The organism is Cohnella sp. LGH (assembly GCF_017671885.1).
GTDB classification, from domain to species: domain Bacteria; phylum Bacillota; class Bacilli; order Paenibacillales; family Paenibacillaceae; genus Cohnella; species Cohnella phaseoli.
Genome location: NZ_CP072117.1, coordinates 5300799 through 5327561 on the forward strand (window position 1 = coordinate 5300799; position 26763 = coordinate 5327561).

At 54.8% G+C, this 26763-nt stretch carries 17 protein-coding genes; 5 read left to right on the plus strand and 12 right to left on the minus strand.

Annotation, left to right across the window (positions count from 1 at the left end; translation table 11 throughout):
- Positions 1-389 precede the first annotated feature (389 nt).
- Positions 390-1349 (minus strand): DUF1861 family protein, encoded by a 960-nt coding sequence (locus tag J4772_RS22805; RefSeq protein ID WP_209071515.1) that lies wholly within the window; start codon positions 1347-1349, stop codon positions 390-392.
- 172 nt (positions 1350-1521) lie between these two features.
- Here J4772_RS22805 and J4772_RS22810 point away from each other — a divergent pair, with 172 nt between their 5' ends.
- Positions 1522-2385, plus strand: coding sequence for a helix-turn-helix domain-containing protein (locus J4772_RS22810; RefSeq protein ID WP_209071516.1), 864 nt, complete (start codon positions 1522-1524; stop codon positions 2383-2385).
- 79 nt (positions 2386-2464) lie between these two features.
- Positions 2465-3301 (plus strand): sugar phosphate isomerase/epimerase family protein, encoded by an 837-nt coding sequence (locus J4772_RS22815; RefSeq protein WP_209071517.1) that lies wholly within the window; start codon positions 2465-2467, stop codon positions 3299-3301.
- A gap of 32 nt (positions 3302-3333) precedes the next feature.
- Here J4772_RS22815 and J4772_RS22820 read toward each other — a convergent pair whose 3' ends face one another.
- Positions 3334-3828 (minus strand): DinB family protein, encoded by a 495-nt coding sequence (locus J4772_RS22820; protein ID WP_209071518.1) that lies wholly within the window; start codon positions 3826-3828, stop codon positions 3334-3336.
- Positions 3829-3946: 118 nt separating this feature from the next.
- On the opposite strand from J4772_RS22820, the gene J4772_RS22825 reads away from it, so the two are divergent.
- Together J4772_RS22825 and J4772_RS22830 are read left to right on the plus strand one after the other, a co-directional pair.
- Positions 3947-4900 carry a helix-turn-helix transcriptional regulator gene (locus tag J4772_RS22825; protein ID WP_209071519.1) on the plus strand — a complete coding sequence of 318 codons (954 nt, stop codon included), beginning with the start codon at positions 3947-3949 and terminating at the stop codon, positions 4898-4900.
- A 66-nt stretch (positions 4901-4966) separates the two neighbouring features.
- A complete protein-coding gene (locus J4772_RS22830; protein ID WP_209071520.1) occupies positions 4967-5959 on the plus strand; it encodes a lipoate--protein ligase in 993 nt (330 codons plus the stop codon).
- Positions 5960-6075: 116 nt separating this feature from the next.
- Here J4772_RS22830 and J4772_RS22835 read toward each other — a convergent pair whose 3' ends face one another.
- Positions 6076-7026, minus strand: a complete 951-nt coding sequence (locus tag J4772_RS22835; protein WP_209071521.1) for a hypothetical protein — start codon at positions 7024-7026, stop codon at positions 6076-6078.
- A gap of 176 nt (positions 7027-7202) precedes the next feature.
- On the opposite strand from J4772_RS22835, the gene J4772_RS22840 reads away from it, so the two are divergent.
- Positions 7203-8702: a GGDEF domain-containing protein gene (locus J4772_RS22840; RefSeq protein ID WP_247741212.1), complete on the plus strand. Its 1500-nt coding sequence runs from the start codon at positions 7203-7205 to the stop codon at positions 8700-8702.
- A gap of 157 nt (positions 8703-8859) precedes the next feature.
- On the opposite strand, the gene htpG is transcribed toward J4772_RS22840, so the two are convergent.
- From htpG to J4772_RS22885, 9 genes are all read right to left on the minus strand, one after another.
- On the minus strand, positions 8860-10740 hold the full coding sequence (htpG, locus tag J4772_RS22845; protein WP_209071523.1) for a molecular chaperone HtpG: 1881 nt from the start codon (positions 10738-10740) through the stop codon (positions 8860-8862).
- 250 nt (positions 10741-10990) lie between these two features.
- The gene (locus J4772_RS22850; RefSeq protein WP_209077366.1) at positions 10991-12103 is read right to left on the minus strand and encodes a GntR family transcriptional regulator; all 1113 of its coding nucleotides are present in this window, start codon (positions 12101-12103) and stop codon (positions 10991-10993) included.
- A 26-nt stretch (positions 12104-12129) separates the two neighbouring features.
- Positions 12130-12963 carry a carbohydrate ABC transporter permease gene (locus J4772_RS22855; protein WP_209071524.1) on the minus strand — a complete coding sequence of 278 codons (834 nt, stop codon included), beginning with the start codon at positions 12961-12963 and terminating at the stop codon, positions 12130-12132.
- Positions 12964-12976: 13 nt separating this feature from the next.
- Positions 12977-14890, minus strand: coding sequence for an outer membrane protein assembly factor BamB family protein (locus tag J4772_RS22860; protein ID WP_209071525.1), 1914 nt, complete (start codon positions 14888-14890; stop codon positions 12977-12979).
- A 92-nt stretch (positions 14891-14982) separates the two neighbouring features.
- Positions 14983-16656: an ABC transporter substrate-binding protein gene (locus J4772_RS22865; RefSeq protein WP_209071526.1), complete on the minus strand. Its 1674-nt coding sequence runs from the start codon at positions 16654-16656 to the stop codon at positions 14983-14985.
- A 319-nt stretch (positions 16657-16975) separates the two neighbouring features.
- Positions 16976-18079, minus strand: a complete 1104-nt coding sequence (locus tag J4772_RS22870) for a GntR family transcriptional regulator (protein WP_209071527.1) — start codon at positions 18077-18079, stop codon at positions 16976-16978.
- Between the two features lie 135 nt (positions 18080-18214).
- Entirely contained in the window at positions 18215-19921 is a 1707-nt protein-coding gene (locus J4772_RS22875) for a glycoside hydrolase family 71/99 protein (protein ID WP_209071528.1), read from the minus strand.
- 81 nt (positions 19922-20002) lie between these two features.
- Positions 20003-23965, minus strand: coding sequence for a DUF5722 domain-containing protein (locus tag J4772_RS22880; RefSeq protein ID WP_209071529.1), 3963 nt, complete (start codon positions 23963-23965; stop codon positions 20003-20005).
- A 364-nt stretch (positions 23966-24329) separates the two neighbouring features.
- On the minus strand, positions 24330-26702 hold the full coding sequence (locus J4772_RS22885) for an alpha-L-rhamnosidase-related protein (protein ID WP_209071530.1): 2373 nt from the start codon (positions 26700-26702) through the stop codon (positions 24330-24332).
- Positions 26703-26763 lie beyond the last annotated feature (61 nt).

The window sequence follows — 26763 nt, forward strand, 5'->3', positions numbered from 1 at the left end:
TATAATTATCGAAGACGCTTTAGTGACCTAGAATCCCTTATCTTGGTCGATTTATACGATTTTCCCTACAAACGTTCGTCGTTTGAGTCTGAACCGAGTTGCTTTGTGCGGTTTTTCCTACAAACGTCCGCCGTTTAAGCCTGGTTCGAGCTGCGTTGTACGAATTTCCGACTAACTTCACTGCGTAAGCTCATGTGTGCAAATAGATCCGTCGTAAAAGTTTAATATCCAATAAATAGTAAACGTTGTGGGTCATGATTAGGTCTCCAGAAGATACATGCACTTTATCCTAATCGATCATCTTGTACGACCCTACTTATGGGACAGCTCCTTAAGAAGAACAACCCCGAGGTTTGTCGCTTGTCTTCGCCCATCCCGACATTCCGCTGTCAGAACCTCGAGACGATCCGGCCATATCCCTCGAACGGGTAATCGATCGCGATCCGACCAACCTCCGCGTCCCCTATGCCGCTATACAAATCGCACTTCCCGTCCTCCCTCATTACGATTCCGGACGTGAACGCGCAGTCGGTCAGCATCGGCTTTTTCGCCGGTCCGTCCGGATAACAGGAGCGCGTGCCGATGATCTTCTGGTCGACCGCCTCATGCCTCGCCACGATTAGCACGAACGAGAAGTTCATATACACCTGCTTAAGCTGGCCGTCTTCTCCGACCGTTTTATAGCATTTATGACCGATGACCCCTACGTTGCCGCTCTCCAAATAATAGGCTTGATTGCAGCCTCCCCATTCGTCCTTGCCGAACAGGCCGTCGATATAAGGCGCGTTCTCCACGACTTCCGCCGTCAGCTCGTCGAGACTGTCGATGACGGTAAAGCCGATCATCGATTCGCTTCCGTGTTTCCTGCGCACGTTCTCGCCGCGAGGTCTCGAGAATACGCCGATGCGCCCGCCGTCCATCTCTACCAGACGAATATCCTTCATATATTCCGGTCCGGTCGTAAAATAATAAAGATCGTCCACGTCCGTTCCCCGGTAAAAGTATCCGAAGTACGTGTCCACGCCGCCTTGCTTGTACCGGACATGCGTACCTCCCATGACCAAGGTTTCGCCAATCAGACTTACGTACGGATCCTCCAGTTGATAGATCATGGAGCCGGGAACAAGCGACCATTCGTCCTGTCCGATTTTCTCAAACAGCCGCACCCAGGAGCGCGCCCACTCCTCCCGTCTTTCCACGCGCCCGAACATGTACTCCTTGCCCTTCCAACGAAAAGGAATGGACACGTTGTATACGTCAAAGCCCTCTACGCCATAAAAGCGAAGCTTCGCGCTCTCGTACACGCGCAAGCCCGCATCGATTCGTTCCCTCTGATCGATCAATAGCATCGCTAATCAGCCCCTCGGTTGACATTGTCGTTAAGCACATGCTATCACGGCCGTCTCGGCTCGTCTTGCCGATTACTCGCACGAAACTACGCTATTTTTGCATTGGGTCAAATTCGACTCCGCGCCGGACGAAAAATATGATATTTTGATAGAGAAAGGAGCGAGCCTGCGAATGGACATCGTCACGCTCAGAGCGGAAATCGGCATCGATCCCGAAGCGGAGGGCCATTATCGCGACATTACGGGCATCGGAAATACTTCCGGAATCCATACCCACGACTTTTACGAATTTTTCGTTATCGTCGAGGGAGCCGCCTATCATTGCGTCAACGGCAAGAAGGAACGGTTGGAAGAAGGGGATCTCGTCTTTATGCGCCCTCGGGACGTTCATTATTACGAGCCGCTTCCGGATACCGATTGCCGACTCATCAATCTGTCTTTCTATGAGCATACGCTGACGGATTTGTTCGCGTACCTGGGCGCCGGGTTTCCGCAGCAAGCTTTTCACTCTGCGCCCGATCCGATCGTCGTACATTTGTCCCGCCAGGAAATGCGGCTGCTTCAAGATCGCCTAACCGGGCTGATTCGAATTCCGCAGAGAGACAAAAAACGGTTCCGGACCATGCTGCGCTCGATTCTGGCGGAGACGTACGGGCATTATTTCCTTCCGGCAGCCGCCGCGGAACGCGATGGGAAGCCGGAGTGGCTCTCCCGGCTCTGCAAGCAAATGGACGATCCGGCCAACTTCCTCGAAGGCATTCCGGCGATGGTCCGGCTTTCCGGCAAATCCCATGCGCATCTATGCCGGGTATTCCGGCAATGGGAGAACCAGTCCCCGCTTGCCTACTTAAACTGCGTCAAGCTGCAGTACGCCGAGAACCTGCTGCTCGGTTCGGACAGAAGCGTGCTGGATATCGCCCTGGAGGCAGGCTTCGGCAATCTGGGACATTTCCACAAATCGTTCAAGTCGCTGTTCGGCACTACGCCGCAAAGACATCGCAAGCTGCGCCAGACAAAGCAGGCGCCGCTCGTGTAAACGACGGCGTTCGGTGCGATCTATCGTCAAAGTGAACATGTTATTCTCGTCAAATTCGGAAAATACGGAGGTTTCTACGATGGCTCATTTCCCTTTTCGCACGGCGCTTAACGCTTCTACGTTGTTTCCTTACGAGCTTGGTATCCGTGAGCAAATTCGCATTGCCGCCCAGGCGGGTTATGACGGGATCGAAATCTGGATGAAGGACCTGCAGCAGCATGTGGCGGAAGGAGGGACGGCGGATGAACTGCGACGGGAAGCGGAGGGTCTTGGCATCGAAATCGCCAATGCTATCTCGTTCATTGCATGGGCAGATGAAGACGAAGCGGTTCGCCGGAGCGCCGCCGTGCAGACTGACGAGGAGTTGGCGCTGCTGTCCGAGCTGGGCTGCCCGTCGTTTGCCGCGCCTCCGTTCGGCAGCCTCGCGAACGCTTCGCTGGACGACATTGCGGATCGATTTGCCGCGTTGGCCGAGCAATGCCGGAAGCACGGCGTCGCTCCGGTTCTGGAATTTTGGGGTCGCTCGCCCAAGCTAAACCGCTTAAGCGAAGCGGTGTACATCGCCATGCAAAGCCGCGTAGCGGATGCCCCCCTCCTGCTCGATCCGTTCCATATGTATACCGGCGGCAGCTCTTTTAACGATCTCGACTTTCTGTCCGCGGATCGCATCGGCATCGTGCATGCGAACGATTATCCCGACCTGCCTCCGCGGGAGACGATCGGAGACGAGGACCGTCTGTTCCCCGGAGACGGAATCGCTCCCTCCGGCGAGCTGGCACGCAGGCTGAACAAGCTCGGTTATCGAGGGTTTCTGTCGCTGGAGCTGTTCCTGCGCGACGTCGGCGATCGCTCGGCGCTGGAGCTGGCGCGTCATGGTCTGGACAAAATGAGAAGCGCCTACTCCGTCGTCGAGTAGAACGCCTCCCTGTCTTCAGCCGCAATATCCGCTTATGCGCTATACAAATCGAACATGCTGATCTCGTAGCCCAGCGCCTTCATATAGTTGAACATCTGCGCGCGATGGTGCTGGGCGTGCGTAACGATCTCGATCAGCCATTTGGCCTGCGAAGATCCGTGCTCCAAATAGAACGGCTTTGTTTTCCTATGCAGAAAATCCTCGTCGGACAAGCTCTCCATGTAGTCCTTCAGTTCGGCCATGCCAGACGTCATCCATCCCGCGAGCTTGTCCGCACTTTCTCCATCCGCTTCGATCCGCGCTTCAAGCTGTCTGATTGCCTCTTCGGCATTCTCCTGCAAAATTAGCAAATCCACCGAAGGCACTCCCGCCAGATGCTGCGCAAGCTCCAGCAAGCTTCTCATGTTGGCAGCGGGACGGTGCTCCCAATGCTCGGCTTTGATTTTGCCAAGAAGCTTAACGGTCGTTCCGACAATCAGCTCCAGCTCCTCGAACAGCAGTTGCTTCATTTCCTTCAGTTCGTTCATCCTAATCTCTCCTCGATTTAGCGATAGTTGTCTGTATCGTTGGTCTCGCCTTCCACTATAGCTTATAATAGTGACAACTGCTGTCATAATTATGGTCAAAAAAACGGGAGAAAAACCGATGTCGAAATCGAAGCGTTTGATGGAACTCATGATGACTGTGAACCGAATGCGCAAATTTACGGTGAAGGAGTTGGCCGCCGAGTTTGGCGTGTCGCCCAGAACGATCATGAGAGACCTGCAGGAGCTTGGCGAGCTCGGCGTCCCGCTCTATTCCGAAGTGGGTCCGCACGGAGGCTATCAGGTGCTGAAGGAGCGAATCCTCCCTCCGATCGCGTTCAGCGAGGGCGAGGCGGTCGCGATGTTTTTTGCCAGTCATGCTCTTCGCCACTACCAGTCGCTGCCGTTCGAGGCCGAAGCTTCATCCGCGCTTCAGAAGTTCTATTTCTACATGCCGGGAGACGTCAGGGACCGGATCGACGAGATGAAAAACCGGGTCGATTTCCATGCTCACAACCGGCAGCAGGAGGTCGAAGGGCTTGGCATTTTGCTGGAGGCGGCCGTGCGGCAGCGAGTGGTGACGATCCGGTACGAGAACAAGCAGGGAGATTCGGAGCGCAGCATTCAACCGGTCGGCATCTATGCGAGCAACGGCTTCTGGTACTGCGCGGCTTACTGTTTTCTGCGCCGGGGCTTTCGCCTGTTCCGCTGCGATCGGATGCGATCGGCCGCCTTCGACGGGACTGGAATCAAACCGCTAGACCTGCGCCTTATTCACCTGGGCAACTGGGAGGACGTCGGACGCGAAGATCGGATCGAAGCCCGCATCGTCGCCGAGCTGAGCCGCGAGGGCGTGCAGCGATGCCAAGGAGAATTGTCGCATATCCCGTTCATTCAGGTGCGGGAGGACGGAACAGGACGGTTGGATCAGTGCGTACCGGAAAGCGAGCTTCCTTACTTCGCCAAGTTTTTTCTCGGCTTGGGCAGCGAAGCGACCGTGGAGGAGCCGCCGGAGCTGATCGCGCGCATTCGCAAGCTGCTATCCGAGCTAACGGCCAAATACGGCAAGATGTGACAGCGGCGGGTCTCGGAGGTACAATGAAAAGGCAAGTTCATTATCCGCCCAACGGAGGGAAACGCGATGAAATTTATCAGCAATAACGGCATCACCGATCCGACGCTGAATCTGGCGCTTGAAGAATATATTTTGCGCTCGCTTCCGGATACGGACGACTACTTGCTGTTCTATATTAACGAACCGTCGATCATTATCGGCAAAAATCAGAATACGGTGGAAGAGATCAACGCCGAGTACGTGAAGGAAAACGGCATTCACGTCGTGCGCAGATTGTCCGGCGGTGGCGCCGTCTATCACGATCTGGGCAATCTGAACTTCAGCTTCATCATGAAGGACGACGGCCAATCGTTCCACAATTTCAAGAAGTTTACCGAGCCGGTCGTGCGCGCTTTGAATAAAATGGGCGTCGAAGCCGAGCTGACGGGCCGCAACGATCTGCAGGTCGGAGAGCGCAAAATTTCCGGCAACGCGCAGTTCTCCACCAGAGGCAAAATGTTCAGCCACGGCACGCTGCTATTCGATTCGGAAATCGAGAATGTCGTATCCGCGCTGAAGGCCAACGCCGAGAAATATGCTTCCAAGGCGACCAAATCGATTCGCAGTCGCGTGGCTAACATTGTGGAATTTCTTCAAGAGCCGATGACGGTCGAGCAGTTCCGGGAGAAGCTGCTTGTTTCTCTATTTGAGGGGGAAAAGGAAATTCCCCGCTACGAGCTGAGCGAGGAAGATTGGGCCAATGTGCGCAAGCTGGCCGAAGAGCGTTACCGGAGCTGGGAGTGGAACTACGGCCGTTCTCCGGCGTTTAACGTGCGGCAGACGAAGCGAATCGAAGGCGCCGGCACGTTCGATGTGCGACTGCAAGTCGAGGACGGCGTGATCGCCGGAGCCGCGATCTACGGCGACTTCTTCGGACGCGGCGACAGCGCGGAGCTCGCGGCCAAATTTATCGGCACCCGCTACGAAGCTTCCGCCATCGGCTCGTTGCTGGACGGCATCGAGCTGCCCTTCTATGTAGGTCCGGTCACGAAGGAGCAATGGCTGGAGCTGATGTTGTAGATTTACGAGATATTTGAAAAAAAGCGCATGTATCTCCTCGAGAAAAAGAAGGAGATGCATGCGCTTTTTGAATTGCTTTTTGAATTGCTTCATGTACGGCTCCGCGGAAAACTCGCCTATTCGGTATACGCCTTCAGCCCCGATAGCTTAAACGCGATCTTGCCGCTGACGCTGTTCTTGGAGTCGTAATCCTTGTCGAAGCGAATGATGAACAAATGAGAAATCGACGGATCGGCTTCGAACGTAATCGTCTTCGTCGATTTGGCCTTTACGATTACCTCATCTTGTCCCGAACCGTCTGCGGAAACGATCAGATCGGTCGGTCCCGTATTCTCAAACTTGAACGTGGCGGAAGTTAACCCGGTATCCGACAGCACGATCTGCGAGAAGAGGCTGCCGGTGTTCGTGAACACTCCCTTGGCATACTTCAAATCCTTGTATTCCAGCTGCGCTTCTTCGATCAATTCATCGGCCGTATAATAGTAGCCCGCCTCTTCCGAAGCGATCTCGTCGTCGGACTCCCCGGCCAGCAGCTCGAAATACTCCTCTCCGTATTTATCCGTCAACAGCTTCTCCACCTTGGCCCACGTTTTGTCCGGCACGGACTCCAGATCTTCGATCAGATCGTTTTTCGCGGATTTCTCGGTTACGAATTTCGGGTTGCCCTTGTCGTTAAGCAAATAGACGCTGACGCTGTACTTGGACAAGGTGAAAATCTCCGGAGTTGCGGTAATCAGATAACCGCTCAGCTTAAAGGCTTGTCCGAGCTTTTTGTCCGGAGAACCGGATTTTACGATTTTCACGTCGACATGCTTGATAAACCCGTCATTCTCGTCGATAAAAGACTTAACTCCGTCTAGAGCCTCGAAGGAAGTGCTGTTGATTTTAACGGAAGGATGCAGAATGCCTTTCAGCAGCTTCCGGTCGCCGGTCTCCACGGCGGTCATATACTTTGAAATTACGGCAGACTGCGCTTTTGAAGGCGCCGTGGACGTAGCGGCCGTCGCCAGATTGGCGCCGGTCGTCGCCAACAAAATTGCGAACAACACGGATAAGATTTTTTTCACGTATTCCGACATCTCCTTGATTTAGATATAACCCATATTAAAGGAAAACAATGGCATCATCATAACAGACTTACCGGCTCATTTCTAGCCAAAATCTGCCATTTCAACAAAAACATTATAATGTTTCGATTAATCCTTCCACCATCGGTCAGACAGGAGAGATTCACTTGTCCAACATGAAATCGCGATTTCAGCTAAAGCTCGCTTGCGCCTTGATTCTGTTTGCAATGCTGGTCTCTGCGCTGCTGGCTATCTCGGATCATCTCAGAATGAGGGACCAGGCTATCGCGAATACGGAAAAGCAGATCGAATTTTACGAAAAATCGATTCACCGGGCGTTAAACACGCTTGATAAAGCCTACTCCCTGTTCGGGCAAAACAAAATGCTCGACATGAAGAAGATATCCTACGAGCTGGTCGACAAATATGAATTGGATCCCGATATCGGCAAGTGGGATTTTCAGAAGCTGAAAGAGACTTATCAAGTCGATATCTATTTAATTAACGAAGAAAACAAAATCGTCTATAGCAGCTACTTGCCCGATCTGGGCATGGATTTCGACGAATGCTGCGCCTCTTTGACGGAGGATTTGGATATGAGGCGATCCGACGGCGGATTTTTTGCAGATGGCATCGATATGGAGCAGCATTCCGGGGAATTAAAAAAATACAGCTATATCGCAACAAAAGATAAGAAGTATATTATCGAGCTCGGTGCTTCGCAGTACGAAAACGAAATCTATCAAAAGTTTAACTTCATTCAAACCATCGACGAGCTTGTACTCGGAAACTCCTCCATCAACGGGATTCGCGTTCTGAATAACGCCAGCCGGCCGATCGGGGGCACTGGCGAATCTAGCGGATATGGGGCGTTGAAAGGAACGAAAAGGCAAGCCTTCGATACTGCGCTGGCTACCGGAAAAACAACCGAATACCGCGAGGAACATCAAGGAGAGACGGTTGTCTACCGCTACGTTCGGCACGAGTCGTTGTACGATATGAGTTTGACCAGACTAAAGGTACTGGAAATCGCCTACAACGAAAAAGAGCTGGATCGTGTGCTTAGCGTCAATACCCGAACGTTTATCTACCAGCTGTTCGGAGTTCTTGTCATAGCTGCTGGATTGTCGTTGCTTATTGCCGGCTGGGTGGCCAGACCGATGTATTTGGCCTTTCATGACAGTCTGACCGGGTTGATGAACAGGGCGGCCTTCGAGGAGGATATTCGCAAAACGTTAGCGAAGCCGAACGGCAAACCGGGGCTGCTGCTGATCGATCTGGACAATTTCAAAATCGTCAACGACCGAATGGGCCACGATGCCGGCGACCGGGTACTCTGCGGCGTCGCACGAGGGATCCGCGCCGCAATCGGCGTCAAAGCTTATGCCTATCGGCTTGGCGGCGACGAATTCGTGGCGCTGATGCCGTCGGTTACGCCGCAGGAGGCTGAGGAAAGGGCATCCCGTGTGCTGAGCTCGGTTCGTCGGGCGATCTCGTCCGAAGTCAAGCTGCTCGAACAGCATATTACGGCGAGCATCGGCATCGCCCTCGCTCCGGAGCATGGCGCCGACTCCCGCACACTATGCGAAAATGCGGACAACGCCCTCTACCGGTCCAAAGAGTTGGGCAAAAACAGGTTCCAACTATATTCGCCTTCCTATGACGATAGCGAGTAATACTCGGGCAAGTTGCGGCGTTTCGGCGGCGTTTCGGCGGCGATAAGACCTCCTCGCGGACTTATTCGCTTGAGCCGCTCCTACATGCGCTCATTCAACGCCAAAGGGCCGCCCGCCGACTCGTTAACATCGAATCGGCCGACGGCCCCTTGCTTTTTTATACCATCACTTTACAAATATCGTTCGTAAATTCGACCGGATCTCCGATCGGCAAGCCTTCGATGAGCAGCGCTTGATTATACAGCAGACTTGTGTACAGGTTCAGCTTCTCCTTGTCCTTGGCGTGAGCGTCCTTGAGCGACTGGAATACGGCATGGTTGACGTTGATTTCCAGCACCTTCTCGGCCTTAACGCCAGGGCTGCTCGGCATCGCGTTCAACACCTTCTCCATTTCGATCGTCAGATCGCCTTCGGTGCTCAAGCAGACCGGGTGACTTCTCAAGCGTTTGGAAGCCCGAACGCTTTTCACCTTGTCGCCCAGGAATTCCTGCATCGCTTCGAACAACTCTTTGCTCTCCTCGGCTTCGGCTGCGCTCTCCTTGTCCTTCTCGTCCGCTTCGATGCCCAGGTCGCTGCTGGAAACCGATTTGAACTCTTTTTCCTTATAGCTGGCGATCACCTTAACGGCGAACTCGTCAATGTCATCGGTCAAGTAGAGAATTTCGTAGCCTTTGTCGGCGACAAGCTCCGTTTGCGGCAGCTTCTCGATCCGCTCTTTCGACGCTCCGGTTGCGTAGTAAATGAACTTCTGCTCTTCCGGCATACGAGAGACGTATTCGTCCAGCGTGACCAGCTTCTGCTCCTTGGAGGAGTAGAACAACAGCAGATCCTGCAGCACATCCTTGTTCATGCCGTAGTCGTTATAAACGCCGAACTTGAGCTGACGGCCGAAGCCTTCATAGAATTTCTCATACTTCTCGCGCTCGTCTTTGAGCAAGCTTTGCAGCTGGCTTTTGATCTTGCTCTGGATGTTCTTCGCGATCTGCTTCAGCTGACGATCATGCTGCAACATTTCCCGAGAAATATTGAGCGACAGATCCTCGGAATCGACCATGCCCTTCACGAAGCTGAAGTAATCCGGCAGCAGGTCGGCGCATTTTTCCATGATTAGCACGCCGTTGGAATACAGCTCCAAGCCTTTTTCGAATTCCTTCGTGTAATAATCGAAAGGCGTATTTTCCGGAATGTACAAAATCGCCTGATAACGAACCGCGCCGTCGACGCTGAGGTGGATATGCTTCAGCGGCTTATCCCAGCCGTAGCGCTTCTCGTTGTAGAAGTTTTCGTAGTCGGCGTCGGTCAGCTCGCTTTTGTTTTTGCGCCAGATCGGCACCATGCTGTTGACGACCTGCTCCTCGACGTACTCCTCGAACTCCTTGTCGTCGCCCTCTTTCGGACGGCTGCCCGTAATGTCCATCTTGATCGGGTAACGAATGAAGTCGGAGTATTTCTTGACGATCGCCTTGAGCCGATACTGCTCCAGGAACTCGTCGTATTGATCCTCTTCGGTGTTCTCTTTAATCTTCAGCACGATCTCCGTACCGACCGTATCTTTCCCCGTCGGCTCGATCGTGTAGCCGTCCGCGCCCGTCGATTCCCAGCGGTAAGCTTCGTCACTGCCAAGCGCCTTACTCGTCACAGTTACCTGATCCGCAACCATAAACGCCGAGTAGAAGCCAACGCCGAATTGACCAATAATGTTGTGGCCGTCCTGCGCTTCGTTCTCCTTCTTGAACGCGAGCGAGCCGCTCTTGGCGATAATGCCCAGATTGTTCTCCAGCTCGTCCTTCGTCATGCCGATGCCGGTGTCGGAGATCGTCAACGTGCGAGACGCTTTGTCCGCGGTAATTTTAATGAAGTAATCCTCTTTGTTAAAAGTCAGGTTTTCGTCGGTCAGCGCTTTGTAGTAGATTTTGTCTACGGCGTCGCTGGCGTTGGAGATTAGCTCTCTCAGAAAAATCTCCCGCTGCGTGTAAATGGAGTTGATCATCATTTCGAGCAGTCGTTTGGATTCCGCTTGGAATTGTTTCTTTTCCATGATTGTTCTCCTCTCGGATATGTAAATAGACTAACGATAAACGGTTTTGACGGGCGATTAGCACTCACTCAGCCCGAGTGCCAACACAACCTTATTTTCACATTATCCCGAATTCATGTCAAGACGGTCTGCATCGAAAAAATGCAATATCTCGCAACGCCCTTCTCTTCCTTCCGCAAAACAAAAACAAAGCCGCCCTTGCGAGCAGCTTTGCCATTCTTACCCTTCTTGCCAAAACGTTACTCGCCCGTTAGCTAAGCGCCCTGGTCGTCCCGCGAACCACCAGCTTCGGCACGATCTCGTCCTTGACAAGCTCTCCCGGACTTCTCGGCAGCTCGTGCAGCAAAATCTCGACCGCTCGACGGCCGATCTGCGCCGTATTCTGGTTGATCGTCGTCAGGTGTGGATACGTGTAGGCGCTGATTCGAAGATCGTCGTAGCCGATCAGGCTGACATCGCCGGGAACGTCGAGCCCCATTTCCTGCGCCGCCTTAATCGCGCCGAGCGCCTTCAGGTCGCTTGTAACGAATACCGCAGTCGGCGGCTCAAAGCCGCTGCTGCCGAACAGCTCCTTAAACCCCCGGTAGCCCATCTCTGTGTTTTCGGACTCTCCGTCCATGACGCGCACCAATTCCGGTTCGAACGCAATTTGATGCTGTTGAAGCGCCAAGCGGTAGCCCTGCAGCCGGAGCGAGAACTCCTGGTTCAGATCGACGACCGACTTCCCGGTCAATATGATGCCGGTCCTCCTATGTCCAAGCGACAGCAAATGCTGCGTGGCCAAGTATCCCCCGGTCAAATTGTCCGCAACGACGTAAGGAACGGATAAGTGCGGATAATAAAATTGCACGGTCACAAGCCGTTTGCCTTCGTCCCTCCATGCCTCCAGAGACTTCTGGTCGAAGTTGTAAGGCGGAGTGACCAATACGTATGCCGCCCCCGGCTTCTCCGGCAGCCGATACCGCTCGTCAACCGCCCACAAATAGAACTCGATCCCGTTCTCTTCGCAGACCTCCCTCATCGCTTCCAGCATATCTCCCCAATACCGGTGATTAAGCGAATCGACGGATAGATTATGGTAGACGAAAAAGATATGCCGAACGGGCGGCGGGCTCCCCTCCGTCTCTGCCTCTTCGCGATCCGAGCTAAGCACGAACGTTCCCTTGCCCCGTACCCTGTAGACGTAACCTTCGTTTACCAGCTCGGTCAGCGCTCTGCGGGACGTAATCTCGCTAGCCTTGTACAGCTTGGCTAATTCCTGCTGATTCGGCAGCGGCCAGCCCTTGGGATACTCTCCGCTGCGAATTTTCGTTTTCAGATCGTCGATCATGACCTGATACATCGGCGCGCTTCTGTCCGACATGCGGATCACCTTAAATCCCCTCCGCTCTACAGCTTTAACGCGCCCTGCGTCATGCCTTGAATATAGTATTTCATCCCGAAGGAAAAGATGGCCAGCAGCGGCAGCGACGCAATCGTGTATGCAGCGAAACGCGTCCCCAGATCGGTAATGCCGAACTGCTTGGTGAAGATCGTCAGTCCGACCGCGATCACCTGGAGATTGCTGTCGCGAATCGTGAGCAGCGGCCATATATAATCGTTGTACACGCCGACGGACTGCATAATGAACAGCGTCGCCAGAATCGGCACCGAGAGCGGAAGCACGACCTGAAGGAACACGCGCCGCTCCGTCGCCCCGTCGATACGAGCCGCCTCGAACAATTCGCTTGGCAATCCGGCCATGAACGTCCGACACAGGAACGTTCCGAAAATTTGTCCACCGGCGGCGCAAGCGATAATGATCGCCCACGGCGTATTCGTCAGCCCCATATTTTCATAAAGGACATAGGAAGGAATAAGCGTCAGGATGCCGGGAACCATCATCATGGCCAGCATCAGCATAAACAAGAAATCTTTGCCCGGAAACGTCTTCTTCGCAAAAAGATAGCCGGACACCGACGACAGAGCCATGACGAGCACGCTGCCGACGACGGCATAGGCGATCGTATTCACGATGTAGCGCCAAATGCTGTGGAAGGCTTCGCCATAGTTGCCCCATCTGGCCGGCGCGGGCAGCCCCCAGAAATTGCCCAAAATTTGCGCGTTGCTCTTCAGGGAGCTGACGAGCATGAACAAGATCGGCACGAGCGTCAGAAAGACGAGCAAGGCCAGCAGCGCGATGATGACGAGCTGGCGGACATGGCTGATTTTAAACGATCGCATGGTCTCGCCCCCCTTAATGGTCTTCCGTTTTGATAAACTTCAAGTTGATGACCGTAATAATCAGAATGATCGCGAACATGCTGACCCCAAGCGCCGACGCGTACCCCAGTTCGTTGAACTTGGTCGCCGCGTAGTACATCTGCAGCGCCGGGACATAAGTCGAATCCATCGGCCCGCCTCCGGTAACGATCAGAATGCCGTTGAAATCCTGAATGATTCCGATCAGTCCAAGGATAATGAGAAACTTGAATTGACCGGCGAGCAGCGGCAGATGAATCGACCGGATAATGCGAGGCAAAGTGGCGCCGTCGATCTTCGCCGATTCGATCATCTCCTCGGAGATGGACAGAAGCCCCGCATAGAACACCAGCAATTGCAGGATGCCGACGAACGGGAAGCCGATGAAGATCAGCGCCCACAGCGCCGTATCCGGATCGCCGAGCCAGCCGTGCGCCCACGAGCCGAGCCCGATCAGCTTCAGGAAGTTGTTGAACAAGCCCAGATTCGGATCGTAAAAATTTTGCCATATGAGCAACCCCGCGACGCCCGGAATGACCATCGAAGCCGTGAACGCGGTTCGGAAGCCATACTGCAGCCTTTTACTGCGCAGATGGTAGATCAGCTCCGCGACGATAAGCGGGGGAATGAGCGTTTTGATGAGTCCCGTTACGACCAGAATGACCAGATTTCCGAGGCCTTTGGTGACGAACGGGTCGTTCAGCATGCGCTTGAAATTGTCCAAACCGATGAAGGTCGTTCTGCCGCCCGGCTGCCATTCGTACAGCGAATGAAACAAGCCCGAGAAGGCCGGAAAATACAAAAACGTAAAAATGAGAATAAAGCTTGGAGCCAGTCCGACGTAGATCCATTTCGAACGCCATACTTCCCGGAAAATGCCCAGCTTGTTGCGTCTTCTCATCCAGCCGAGCAGAAAAGCGATCAACGCGAGCGCCGCGAGTACGGCTACTCCCCATACGATCGTCCTCATTTTAGCCTCGCTCTTCGACTTGGCGATTACGCTTCCGACATCGAATGCGAGAATACGGCCTTCGTTCGTGCCCCCGTAGAGCGTCTTGCCCTCCGGATCGAACGCGACGGCTCTGCCGTTGCTGCCGCCTTTGGATTCCCACAGCTTTTTTCCGTCTGCGTCAAAAATATAAAAGTAGCCGGATAAATCCGAGACGCCGATCGTCTTGCCGTCCGCCGAGAAGGCGACGTCCGTCACATGGTCCCGCGTCTTGGCGACATGAACCGGCTGGCCTTGCGGATTAAACAGCTCGACTTCGTTCAGCTTAGTCCCGATCGCCGTATACCCTTCGTTGGAGACGTCGATCGCCTGAATCTGTCCTTTGGCGCCGATCTTGCCGACCACGCCTTCCCGGCTCAACAAGTGAGCGTATTGGTCGGTGGAGCCCACGGCGATCCACTGTCCGTTCTCCGATACTTTGACCGTCCGCATCGTCGAGCTGATCGGCACCGCGCCTACCTGCTCTCCGGTTTTGCCGTCGATGTACAAGAGATCGCCGTTGCGCTGCACGACGGCGGCGATCAGAGAGCCGTCGTCCGAAGCGGACATGCTCTTGACTTGACGCTTCAAATCCGTTGCCCACAGCTGTTTACCATCGCGATCGTAAGCGTACAGGCGCCGATCGTCCGAAGCGAGCAGCAGGCTGCCGTCCTCCAGAAGCTCGACCGCGTTTACAACGTTGCCGGCCGGCGCTTCGAACGCCAAACTACCATCCGCCTCATAGACAAGCGCTTTGGCGTCTCGGCTGCCGACGGCGATACGGCTCCCGTCCGGAGCAGCGGAAATAGACGTCATATCTGCGCCGATCCCGGCAGACCAGCCCTCCTGCGCCGATGCGACGCCCGGGAAGATTCCCGGCAGGAATAACAATGCCATCGCAAGCCATGCGATTTTCCTCATGCTGCCTCTCCTCCCCTTCCGCGCATGATCCTCAATCGACGTTAAGGTCCAACGGCACAGGCCCAATAGCGGCCCGTGCCGTTGTCGTCCGCTTATTGACGTTCAGGCGGCCGTCTTTCCGGCGTGTCCAGATCGGACAGCTCCTTCTTCGCTTGCTTCAGCGCCGGTTCGAGATATTTGTCGATGTTGGTTTGCAGTTCTTTCAAATACTGCTCTGTGGTCAGCTTGCCGTCGAAGAAACGCTGCACGCTGCCTACCCAGTCCTGAACGGACGGCTGATAGTCCATCAGACCGCGAGCCAGTTGGTTGCCCGGGCTCCAGTAACCCTCGGTGTTGCCGATCGGAGCGAAATCCGCGAAAGCAGCCGCCATTTCCGGAGGAAGCGTAATATCTTTGAGCGCCGGAGAGCCGGCCAAAGAAGCATCGTCGCTGTCTTGGATCGCTTTAACGTATACGCCGTAGCCTTCGGGACTCGTCAAATACATCATGAAGTCCGCGTTCAGCTCGTTCTGCTCGGCCGACTTGTTCACGAAGCCGTAGAAGCCGATCGGAATTTGAATCGTTCTGGCCGGAGCCATCACTTCCGGGCCTTCCATCGACGGCATGTTGAAGAATCCGTATTGGAACGGCTTCACGCCGCCTTGCGCGCCGGTTTTCTCTTCGTCCGCGAAATCCTTCGGCAACTGGAAGTAGTGGCCCGGCGTTCCCATCAATGTTGCGGCTTTGCCCGTGAGGAACAGGTTGTAAGCTTGCTCGGCCTTAACTCCGAAGAAGCCTTCCGGAACATACTGGAACAAACGCTTCAGATTGTCGGCGTAAGCAACCCACTTCGGATTGCCCTCCACCTGGTACGGACCTTCTTTGTCGCGAATCGCCTTCAGATGACGCATTTCGTTTTTCGTGACGTTGCTGTTGGAATCGTTGTAAGGATCGTTCAAATCATACTGCCATGCGCCGTCGATATCCGGCACGTAAGAGTAGTCCTGCTCTTGGGAGCGGATGACGTTGATGAAATCGCGCAAATATTGGTCGGCGTAAATGCGTACCAGCCATCCGGCCTCGCCGCTCCACATCGAAGTGGAATCTCCGGCCAAAGCGAGCGGCGTGTAGCCCGCTGCTTTGATTTTGTCAAAAGCGTCGATCAGTTCGTTAAACGTCTTCGGCGCTTGCGTAATGCCGACTTTCTCGAAAATCTCCTTATTGTATACCCACACGATCTGTACAGACTCGAAGTTGAGGTTGGCCAGGAAGTCCTCGGAGCTGACGCCCTCGAGGTTGATGCCCATCGCTCCGAGATCGAGCGAATCCACCCAAGGCTTGCCTGTATAGGGGTTCATTTTATCGAAGTAAGCATAATAGTCCATGAATTTGCGTTCGTTGACCAAAGCCGCGACCTCGTTGTTCACGACCAAGTCCACTTCCGGCGTGCCGGCCGCGAACTGGGCCGTCAGCCATTCCTTGTAGCCTTCCATCGGCTTGTTGTCGACCGTGACCTTGACTCCGGGATTTTTGGCCATGTAGCCGTTCGCGACTGCATTCCATACGGAGGAAGATGCGTTGGGCAGCGAAATGTTGATCTTTCCTTTTAACTCCCGCGCAGCTTCGGAAGGACTTGAGGAAGCGGTTTCCGATGCCGGCGCACTAGGACTCGGAGCCGAGCCGGACGGACTCGACTCGGCAGCGTTGTTGCTTTTGCTGCATGCCGCCAGCAGCGAGGACAACATAAGTATACCAAGTAGCAAAGCCAGCCCCTTCTTTTTGAACATGTCGATCTCACCCTCGTTTTCGTCGTTTTTTGGTAAAGCGCTTTCTTCACTTAATCGATAAGGTTTCCCGATCGAACCCGAATTTTCGGTCTTCCCGTCGAGCAAACCGTATCCTTGTCGCTTGTAAAGTATATTGTTTGTTATTTCGTATACTTTACTTTTAAAAGAATACTATATAAAGCGTAACAGTGCAACATCTTTTTCGCTTCCGAACGGCCGATTTCGCCATGATCGGAATAAGAAAGGCTGTCGCCAACTTCCCGACAGCCCTACGCTCCCCGAACGGAGCCCCAACTATTCAATTCGCTTGCCCTCGACGCTATACCGGAGCAGGTCCGGTACTGTCCCTCTGAACTAACGTAGGCACGATCTCGTCTTTCAAAAGCCGGTTTTCCCCATCCTTCATTTCATACAGCAAAATTTCCGCAGCTCTCTGACCGAGCTTATACGTATTCTGATTAACGGTCGTTAACGTTGGATAAGTATATTCGCTTATTTTAACGTCATCGTATCCGATAATGCTGATCTCCTGCGGCACTTTCATTCCGAGCTCCTTGGCGGCGTTCATTGCGCCGAACGCCTTGTAATCGCTCGTCGCGAAGATCGCCGTCGGACGATTGTCGAGCGACATCAGCCGTCGAAAGCCGTCGTTGCCCATGCTGACTCTTTCATGGTCGCCGCTCATAATGGCGACCAGCTCGGAATCAAACGGAATTTGCCGCTGAGACAACGCAAGCCGGTAACCCTGCAGACGGAGGGAAAACTCCTGGTTGATTTCCAGAATTGAATTTCCGGTCAGAATAACTCCGATGCGTCGATGGCCAAGCGACAGCAAATGCTGCGTTGCGAGATAGCCTCCGGTCAGGTTATCCACGATGACGTAAGGAATGCCCAGATGCGGGTAGTAGAAGTGCACGGTGACAATGCGCCGTTTCTCCCGCAGCCAGACGGACAGGCGGGATTGATCGAAGGATTCCATCATCGTCAGGAGGATGATGCCCGCGCTCGGGTCCTGCGGAAGCTCGTAATCTTCCCCGATGTTCCACATGTGGAAGGCGATCCCCCCCTCGTCGCAAGCGGCCTTGATTCCGTCGAACATGTCTGTAAAAAACGGATGGTTGAAATCCGACACTTCATGGTTTTGATACGCAAAAAAAATCGTCCGGATCGGTTTCGGGCCGGCGGCAACGGTCGTTTCTTGGATGAAGGTGCCTTTGCCGCGAATACGGTATACGTAACCTTCCTGAACGAGATCCGACAGCGCCCTGCGCGAAGTGATCTCGCTCGTGTTGTATTCTTTGGCCAGATCGATCTGCGTTGGAAGCGGATCGTGCGCGTTCAGCTCTCCTGACTCGATCTTGCGCTTAATGTCGTTCATAATATATCGATACATCGGAGTCTTGTCCGACCTATCCATGTCCATGCGACTACACTCCTCCCGAATTGGGATTAGTATACTTTAGCGTCGCATTTTTCGCAAGACGGAATAGAGAGGCAGCAAGCCGGGGACCGGTCGTTCCTGCTTTTTCCCTCTCTAAGCGCCTCAGTGACATAGTCCCTATTCGCCCTCCGGAATCGAGTAGCGGTAATTCAGCCTGCCTGCGGGCGCGACGTCTCCGTATTGATAGAAGTCTATCGGATCGCCCTCGTTCTGCATATTGTCGGCCCACTTAAACGACAGCTCGCGTTCCCGATTCGACCTATCCAGACCGAGCAGCGTTCTCGGAATCGCCAGTTGGAGCTCGTTGCCTCGTACGGCATAGCCGATCTCTCCGACGGCCTCCCAGGTCCAGCCTCCCAGACTCCTCTCCAGAAATGCTGCGGATTCGCCGGGCGTCCGTCGATTGACGACGAAGTGGTAGCCTTCCCAGCTGTTGTCCCCGCTTCCTTCGACGCGAAGGAACAGCATCATCCAGTTGCGATCCGTGTAGGGGGACAGGTCGAACTCCGACGCCGCATAGAAAAAGAGCGTATCGGCCGTATGCGCCGCCTTGAACGCTACGAGCGCATTTCTCCCCGTCGCGTTCTCGTAATGAAGCTCGCCGTACCCCGCATGGTTCCTCGGCCGTGTTTTGCCGCGAAAATCCCGGTACTCCGCGCCAACTTCGCCCCACGCCCCGAAATCGGAAACGATCGGAATCGGCCGTTCAAGTCGGCAGCTTGTTCCCGCTTGATCAGGCATACCTTTGAAACGACGGATGTAGCCGATCATCTGCATATAGTAGCTGTCCCCATAGCCCCCCTTCATCGGCTCGATGTCGCGGCTGAAGTTCAGCGTCGCCTGATCGACGAACAGCACCGGGCGCTCCGGCGGCCCCGACAGACGCATCGCAATCCATTCGTTCCAACCCGTTACGAACACGATTTCCGGATCCTCGGCGAGCGCGAATTCCCACTGCTCGGCCACGTTGGCGCCACGGACGATCGCCTCCTCCGCCTCATTATCTTCCGGCCCCGTTCCTTCGTGATACCCTCTGCCCCAATTTTCGCCGTATCCGTAAAAAGGAGTGTCGCTCATCGCCACGCTGGGATGTTGCGCCACGGAGACGCTGATCGTTTCCTTGCTCCCCTCGTCGTTGTAGAACACCCGCTGCGGGCGCTGGAACTCGATCCATGGAAAGCCGTTCGTCTTCTCCGACTCGTTCGGCCACTGGTTCAGACGGAATGTGAAGAACTCCCGTTGCTCCTCTTCGCATTGCGAAGGATCGCCGATGATCAGCGGCTTGCCCTTCCAACTAAACCACAGATGCGGGTACCGTACCGGCTTGTATACGTCCTCGTAGATGTCCGCTATCGTCCGCCCGGATTCCGTATTCGTATAGAAAACGAATTGCGGAACCTTGAATCCCTGCGCGTAAAGCTCGTCGAGAATCCGGAACAGCCGATCATACACGTTTTTGTATGTAACCGCGTTGGTCGTATCGAAGACGAGAAAATCGATGCCCGCTGCCGTAAGGAGCTGAGCATGCTTGCGCAGCACCCATTCGTCGTCGTTCAAGTAATAGCCGTACAGCGGCTCGCCCCAAAAATGAAACGAATCCGGCGGCCCCCAGGCCGGATGCTGCGGATCATACACCGCTTCCGGCCATCGGGCGAGGATGCGCGTATTGTCGTTAGGCCCTTCCGTCCCATGCTGGCCCAGCCACAGGAAGTAGAACAGCCCTACGAACCTATCCGCCCGATACGGTCCGACCTCCTCCCGCGTCGGCAGCGTCCTTCCCAGTGCGTCGATGCCCGTGCAGCTTTCGAAGCCGTTGTTCTCCATGCGTTCTCTCCCCTTCATGCGAATACTGCGAATACTGCCTATCCCTCTCAATTCGTCGGGAAGGATAGGCAGCCTCGTTCTCTATTCCGCGCCGATCCGGTCCAGCTGAAATTCCGGATTCCAGGCCAAGTCGCTGCCGACCGCCCGGAAGGAGATTTCAATGTCGGTGATCGACGAGCGGCCCGCCCATGCCGATATGTCGGCGGAGATGCGGTTCCAACGATCCGCGCTCATGGCGCTCGTATAGCTGAAGCTGTCTTCTCCGCTACGCAGCGTCACCCGCGTCTCGTAAGTAGCTCCCGGAACGCCGCCGTAACTGTCGATATCGTACGAGAAGACGGAAGCTCCGCTCAGATCGAACGGCTGCTCAGGCGTCGCCTTCACCGTCTTCCAGGCCGAAGCCGCCGCGATCGCAGCGCGCGCCGACAAGGCTTGCTGTCCTTCGCTCGGTGTACCCGGACCGTTCGGGAACGACTGCACGGCGGCAACGCTTGCTACATTCGTGCCTGCGCTCCAGCCCTGAACGCCGTCCTCGAAGTTGTACAGAACGCCGTCCTCCGGGGTGACCGGAGCTTTTCCTTTTAACGAAAATACGTAAGTACGATCCTCCAGCTTGATTTTCAGTACGGGCTCTACCCCGTTCATCGGCGTATATTGCGTAACCTTCACGGTGAAGGATCGGCTTTCGTCGGTTCGAATGCCGCCGGGTTGGATGTCCTTCTTGGACAGCTTCAGCCCTGGCGTCGTTTCCAGCTTGAGCTTTTTATTCAGCTTGTCGGAGCCGAAATTCGTTACGGTCACGGATATATCCGCTCCCGCTTCGAGAGCCTGCGAGACGAGTTTGGCGTCCACCTCGACGTTCGGGTACTTTTTCTCTTCCTTAATCTTCTTGACGAACTTCGCTTCGTCGATGCGGATTTCGCCCTGCCAAGGCGCCCCTCCGGCGGAGCGTACCCAGATTTTAACCCCGTCGATCGACCTTAAACCGTCCCAGCCTTTAAGCGGCAGCGCCAGATGGTTCCAGCCCTTCGACAAATCCAATTTCGCCGTGCCTTCCACGCGCTCTGAGCCGCTGTAGACGATGAACCGCGCATAATACGCCTGGTTCGGATCCGCGCCCGGCAGTTGAACGGCCGCCGTGAAGTACGGCGTTTTCTTCGCGTCGATCGGCTGAGCGAGCTTCTTCTGCACGCCCGCCCAATTGAGCCGGTAAGCGCTGTTCACGGTCGCCGCCAAATAGCTGCTGCCGCGGAACGCCGCTCCTTGCTCGGAACGGATTGAGCTGACTTCGTCCGACGCCGCAAATCCGTCCGTTCCCGCTTCGAAGCCTCCATCCGATCCGGCTTGGTCTGCGCTGGCGACAAATTCGAGACCGTTGACTTCAGGCAAACGCCGATCGGCTAGCTGTGCGGGATCGAAACCCGGTATCGCTTGCTGCCAGCTCGGAATGCCGATGATCGCCTTCGCGAAATCCGTAACCTCTAGGGAACGCTCCGTATCGATATACTTAAACACGTCGTAGATCGCTTTGTGCTGATCCGGCGTTACGACAGAAGTCGGCGAATGCGTCCACAGACCGAGATTCAGGCCGCCCTCCTCGCCGTGATCGACGTGCCGATGCAGGATAAAGGCGTCGATGCCTTCAAGGAACTTGATTTTGTAATACGCATATGCGTATGCCGCGGCTTGAATCTTCTGATCCTCCTCAGAATTCGTTAAGCTGTGGAAGCCCTGCTCCGACAGGATGATACGGCGCATCTCCCCGTCGTACGTATAGTCAGGCTGCTTCATGTAGTCGACGAGTACGTCCAGGTTTTTGAACGTAATCCGCTGCGTGTCAAAGGAGTCCGTAGCCGTCGCATCGTTCCAGAACCGGGGATTAAACAGATTTTCCGGATAGGGGTGGAATGCTACATTCCACCCGAAATCGCCTTCCGCTCGCGTCAATTGCGTCAAACGGTCCACGATCGCCTTGTTATCGTATTTCCACAAGGATTCGGCGCTTAAGTTTTCATTCCAGAAATGATCAAGCGAGATATACGTTCTGGCGTTCGCGTAAGCCGACTTAACGATTGTATCGACAAGGCGGAGCGTCTGAGCGTATTCGCGGATGTAGTCTTCGAGCTTCTTCGGTCCCATGTTGTTCCATACTTTGTTCTGGCCGACCTCGTTGCCCACGATGTAGTTGACCGCGCGTCCGAATTGCTGATCGGGCTTGGAGTAGCGTTCGGCCAGAAATTGGGTCGCCGCTTTCACGTATTCGACGCCGATCGCGTTGGACGTGTTCAGCGCGTAGACGATGCCGCCGGGCTCCGAATCCGGATGAAGCAAATATTCGTTCGCGGATTGCGCGTCCTTCGTATCGTACATAATCAGAATGAGAGAAACGATAATGCCGTTGTCGGACAGACTCTTCACCTGACGGTCCATCTGCTCGATCCGATCCTTGCGGAAAAAGTAAGTCTGACCCTCGACTTCGAACGGAATCGTATTGTTCGGGTGATTGCCGTTCTTATACATCAATTCGTTGTAGGCTACGTTTAGCGCCGCGTGGCTGATGCCGAGCTCCTGCGCGTCGCCCGTCATCTGCACCTGCAGCCCCTTGATGCTCGCGGCCTGCGGGAACGGCACACGGTTAGCTGCAAGCGTCTCTGCGTTCGCGACGTATTGAGGCGCCGCGACGAGCGTATATTCGCCTCCGTCCGTACGGGCCGCCACCGCAAACTTGGAGTACAGCCGGCTTCTCGTTCCGTCGGTCAAGCCGGTCTCGAACCGGAACGACTCCGCAAGATCCGCATCCGCCAGCGGTGCATGAGATGCCAATGCCGTTTGCGCCTCCTCATAGGTGGCCAATTCAAACAAATACAGCCTCGCTCCGGGATGGTCCGCGACGAATTCGGGTTTAACGGTGCCTTCGACGGCAATCGCCCCGCTCTGTTCGATGCGCGCCTGCGCCGTTCCGTCGAACGGCTTCTCCAGTATGGGCATCGATTTGGGCGCGATCTGGTCGATCGACAGCGAGCCCGAATCCGAAGGAATGAGGAAGCGGAAAGCCGTTACGACCCCGTTCCAATCCTCGCGGTCCGAGAAATTAAAGTCGCGGGTGAACGTGCCCGAGGCCGGGATGTCGAACGTTTTCGCACGGGTATCGTCCCAATCCGTTCCCGCAGTTTTCCATTGTACGGTCAGTTGGTCCGCCCCCGTTCCGTTCGTCATCGTCACGGACAGTCCGTTTCTCTTCGCCGCGTCGATCGTCAGCTCCGGAGATTGGAGCGTTGCAGCCGCCCCTCCCAACGTATAGACGAGTTGACCTCCCGTCGCTTGCAAGCTTCCCCCTGAGGCGGTGAACCCTTCGGTTTCTCCCTCGATATCGAAGCTGAGGTCGCGGGCGTTCGTCGCCGTAATATAGTCGATCTGGAAACGGCCGTTCCAGTAGTCGTAGCCGGGGGCTCCCGGAGCGATGCCTTCCAGATCGAAGTTCTGCATGAAGGAGATTTCCATTTTCGTGATGTTGCTTCTTCCTGCCCAGTCCTCCAGATTAATGAAGATCGGCTTCCAGGAGTCCGGCCGGATCATGGCGGCGCTTTCAAAGCTGTCGTCTGAATTAAACAGCGTAATCTTCAGCGCGTAATCGGCCGTCGCCTGCCAGCCCCAGCTGTTGGCCGCCAGCGCCAAATAACGGTAGCCGCTTAAATCCAGCGGTTGTTCGTAGTCTCGATAGATTGATCTCCACTCGTATACTTTGACCAGCTCCGGCACCTGTTCCAAGGCGCCAGCCCCTTCGAACGGCTGGTTGGGACCATTCAGCAGACTGGTTACGTAATGAACCGAGTCCGTATTCGATCCGGCTTTCCACGCCTGTACCGACTCCTCCGTATTAAAATCGTCCAGCACTGCCGCGGGATATACATCCTTGCCCGTAGAAACCCAGTCGGACTGTCGCAGCTCCGGATCATGCTTGCCCGCCGAGACGGCGGCGGCAAGAAAGAGCTGTAAAAGCATTAGCATAGCCAGTACTGCAGATACGGTTCGCATTCGAGACATAAATAGCCTCCTCCACAGAATTAAGAATGTTTTCGCAAATAACATACCAAATAAGTATTCTTTATTCAATAATTATTTATTTAAGTATACATAAATGTTGCTAAGGAACTAGGAAAAATGATGTGCGCGAATAGATCAGCCGCAGTCTCTTCAGCTGGTCAATGTACGTATATAATGAGTCCACCCTATTGCGGGGGCTATATAAAGCACATTTCCTTTTGTTCTTGCGGACCGTTATGGGAGCGAATTTGAACTTCAATGTACCTGAATGGAGGGGATTGTTCGAGAGATTCCAAAAGATTGGTGTAAGCCGAAGAAAAGCCGCCCCTAAAAGTGCTATGGGACGGCTCTTGTAAAACCAGTATTAAACGCAGCTATAGTCGGATTGAGTCACGGTGAACATACCGGTAACAACCGTGCCCCCGTCGTCCTGCTCTGCCGTCTCGATAGGAGCGAACGATTGGCCAGCGGACCAACTAAGCCCTGCGGGAAGCCGAGCTTCGAAGGCGAATTGCCCGCCGTCCGTCTCGGACCAGAAGGCTTCGATATCCCCGCGAGGCGTCGGAATCGTCCCTTTCGCCCAAGTTAGTCCTCCCGCTGCGGCAGGGCGAAGCGCGACCCTGTCTTCTCCTAGTCGGGAAGTGTCGATGCCGAGCATTTCGCGAGTCAACAAATAAGTCGGAGAAGCGCCCCAGCCGTGAGAGAAGCTGACGGGGATGGATGCCTGCATATACGTCGGCGTATGGCCGAGATACGGACTGGGCACCGTGCATTCGGGCAGCGAAGGATCGAAGGTCTCCCACCACGTCGTCGCTCCCCGATCGAGCATAGCTCCCCAGAAGCAACGGATCTCCTTCAGCGCTTCCTCTCTGTACGAATAAGCAAACAGAGTTTCCAGAACAATGTGGTAGAAAAAAGCGCCCTTGATCGGCGGAAGCTTGCCTGCCAAGTAAAAATCCTCAATGAAGCATTTTGCCTCTTCCGGCTCCATTATCCCGCACCAAGCGGCGACAAAGTTCGTCTGAGCGGTCAAGCTTGCGGATAATCCGTCCGCGGATAGACTATCTGCAAACAACGGGCTTTCCGGCAGCCGCATGCGACTCCTTATCGTGAGCCGCAGCCGGATCGCTTTGGTTTCCAATGCCTGCGCTCGCTCTTCCTCACCCATGCGTCGCGCAAGCTGCGCAACCGTAAGAAGGAACTTATAGTAGTAGCAGGAAATTGCGGCCACTTTGTCCTTGCGCTCGATGTCGTCCGACCAATCGATAAAGCACCACCAGCCGTCGCGGTCGGCATTGGCGAACAAGCCCTCCTCGTCCTCCTGCGCCTGAAACCAGGCTTCCAGCCGGTTTACGGATGACCACAGCTCGGCCAGAAACTTGTCATCCCCGCTATAATCCACGTACTCTTTTACGCCGAACAGCCAATGCGCGCAAAAGTCCGGAAGCATAAAACCGTTGCTCTCCGGCCCCGTGCCTGGAATCGAGCCGTCTTCATTCTGAATGCGGGCGATTTGCAGCAAGGATTTACGAACAAGGGCCAAATCTCCGAAAGCTTGATAGACGACTCTTGCCATAACGACGGCATCGGCCACCCACAAAGCGCCCTCGCGATACGGGCAATCCTCGAAATGCTCCTGGCTGTTGACGATCGCCGTATACTTGCCCACCTCCCAGATTCTGTTCAGCCTCTCATCGCTGCACGCGAAGCTGCCATGCTCCGGATACGGGTAATGTACGGATTTCATGTTCACCGAACGCACTTCGACGGGCGCCGGAGTTCCTTGCAGAGCAAGCTTCATAAAACGGAAAGCTCGCCTGCCGAAGGAACGAACGCGATTGCTTCCTTTTTTCAGAACAAACGTGTCGGTAAGCTCCAGCTCAAGTCCTTCTCCGTAAAAAAGATGCGCGACCCCGCCCTCGGGTGCCTCAAGCTCCAATTCGGGATATCCGACGACTTCCGTTCCGAAATCGTAGGTCGCGTTCGGATAGGAGCCCGGAACGGAAGCGTCGACGAACATTAAATCGGGATGTCCGGCTCCCTCTAATACGGAATCGGCGTTAGCGATCGCACCCAAGTATGCCTGCTCCCCGACAACAGCTACGGGACGCAGCCATGATTTCTTCAGATGGGGAATTTCCCTCGCCAGCAGTCTGGGCCAAGGGGATTCCGCCTCATTCGCCCCGGCGACGACTGCCGCAGGCATCCAGTCCGAATCGTCGTATTCCGGGAGCTCCCAGCCGTCCTCCCGGTCGGCCAAATAAATTTCGCGGTACCCGCCCCACATATGCATGCGGATCGAGTCCGGCCTCCACCGGGGAGAAACCCGGCATTTCCAGTCCGTCCCCGTAGCCGCCGCGCAGAAGCTCTCTTCAACGCTAGGATCGGTCTTCAGATCGATTTGGCACAGCAGCCCTCCAGGGCCTTGGCGCTGCCCGGTAACGATACTGTCCGTGCCAAAGTTGTAGGCCAGCACGGCGACGACGTTGCGTCCCGGAAGCAGCTTGTCGGCGACATCGTATACGTCGTAATATTGCCAGTCGTTGTCGCAAGGCGAAGGACCTCTTCCGATTTCGGAGCCGTTAACGAACAGCACATATTCCTGATTCGCCGTTATGCGAAGCAATGCGCTATCGGGAGACGTCTGAAGCTCGAACGAACCTCGGGCTTCAATATATTGATTGTTTCGTCTTAAACTGTCGTTCACCCAAATCCAGTTTGCATCCCACTTCTCCATCGCTCCCCAACCTCCGGTATTCTCTGTAACTGATATTTAGTATTTAGTATACTTAATAATA

Bases quoted from the DNA above. Each gene is read 5' to 3' on its own strand.
- J4772_RS22805 (WP_209071515.1), bottom strand. From the start codon at position 1,349: ATGCTATTGATCGATCAGAGGGAACGAATCGATGCGGGCTTGCGCGTG.
- J4772_RS22840 (WP_247741212.1), top strand. From the start codon at position 7,203: ATGAAATCGCGATTTCAGCTAAAGCTCGCTTGCGCCTTGATTCTGTTT.
- J4772_RS22810 (WP_209071516.1), top strand. From the start codon at position 1,522: ATGGACATCGTCACGCTCAGAGCGGAAATCGGCATCGATCCCGAAGCG.
- J4772_RS22860 (WP_209071525.1), bottom strand. From the start codon at position 14,890: ATGAGGAAAATCGCATGGCTTGCGATGGCATTGTTATTCCTGCCGGGA.
- J4772_RS22820 (WP_209071518.1), bottom strand. From the start codon at position 3,828: ATGAACGAACTGAAGGAAATGAAGCAACTGCTGTTCGAGGAGCTGGAG.
- J4772_RS22865 (WP_209071526.1), bottom strand. From the start codon at position 16,656: ATGTTCAAAAAGAAGGGGCTGGCTTTGCTACTTGGTATACTTATGTTG.
- J4772_RS22870 (WP_209071527.1), bottom strand. From the start codon at position 18,079: ATGGACATGGATAGGTCGGACAAGACTCCGATGTATCGATATATTATG.
- htpG (WP_209071523.1), bottom strand. From the start codon at position 10,740: ATGGAAAAGAAACAATTCCAAGCGGAATCCAAACGACTGCTCGAAATG.
- J4772_RS22815 (WP_209071517.1), top strand. From the start codon at position 2,465: ATGGCTCATTTCCCTTTTCGCACGGCGCTTAACGCTTCTACGTTGTTT.
- J4772_RS22880 (WP_209071529.1), bottom strand. From the start codon at position 23,965: ATGTCTCGAATGCGAACCGTATCTGCAGTACTGGCTATGCTAATGCTT.
- J4772_RS22875 (WP_209071528.1), bottom strand. From the start codon at position 19,921: ATGGAGAACAACGGCTTCGAAAGCTGCACGGGCATCGACGCACTGGGA.
- J4772_RS22885 (WP_209071530.1), bottom strand. From the start codon at position 26,702: ATGGAGAAGTGGGATGCAAACTGGATTTGGGTGAACGACAGTTTAAGA.
- J4772_RS22825 (WP_209071519.1), top strand. From the start codon at position 3,947: ATGTCGAAATCGAAGCGTTTGATGGAACTCATGATGACTGTGAACCGA.
- J4772_RS22850 (WP_209077366.1), bottom strand. From the start codon at position 12,103: ATGTCGGACAGAAGCGCGCCGATGTATCAGGTCATGATCGACGATCTG.
- J4772_RS22830 (WP_209071520.1), top strand. From the start codon at position 4,967: ATGAAATTTATCAGCAATAACGGCATCACCGATCCGACGCTGAATCTG.
- J4772_RS22855 (WP_209071524.1), bottom strand. From the start codon at position 12,963: ATGCGATCGTTTAAAATCAGCCATGTCCGCCAGCTCGTCATCATCGCG.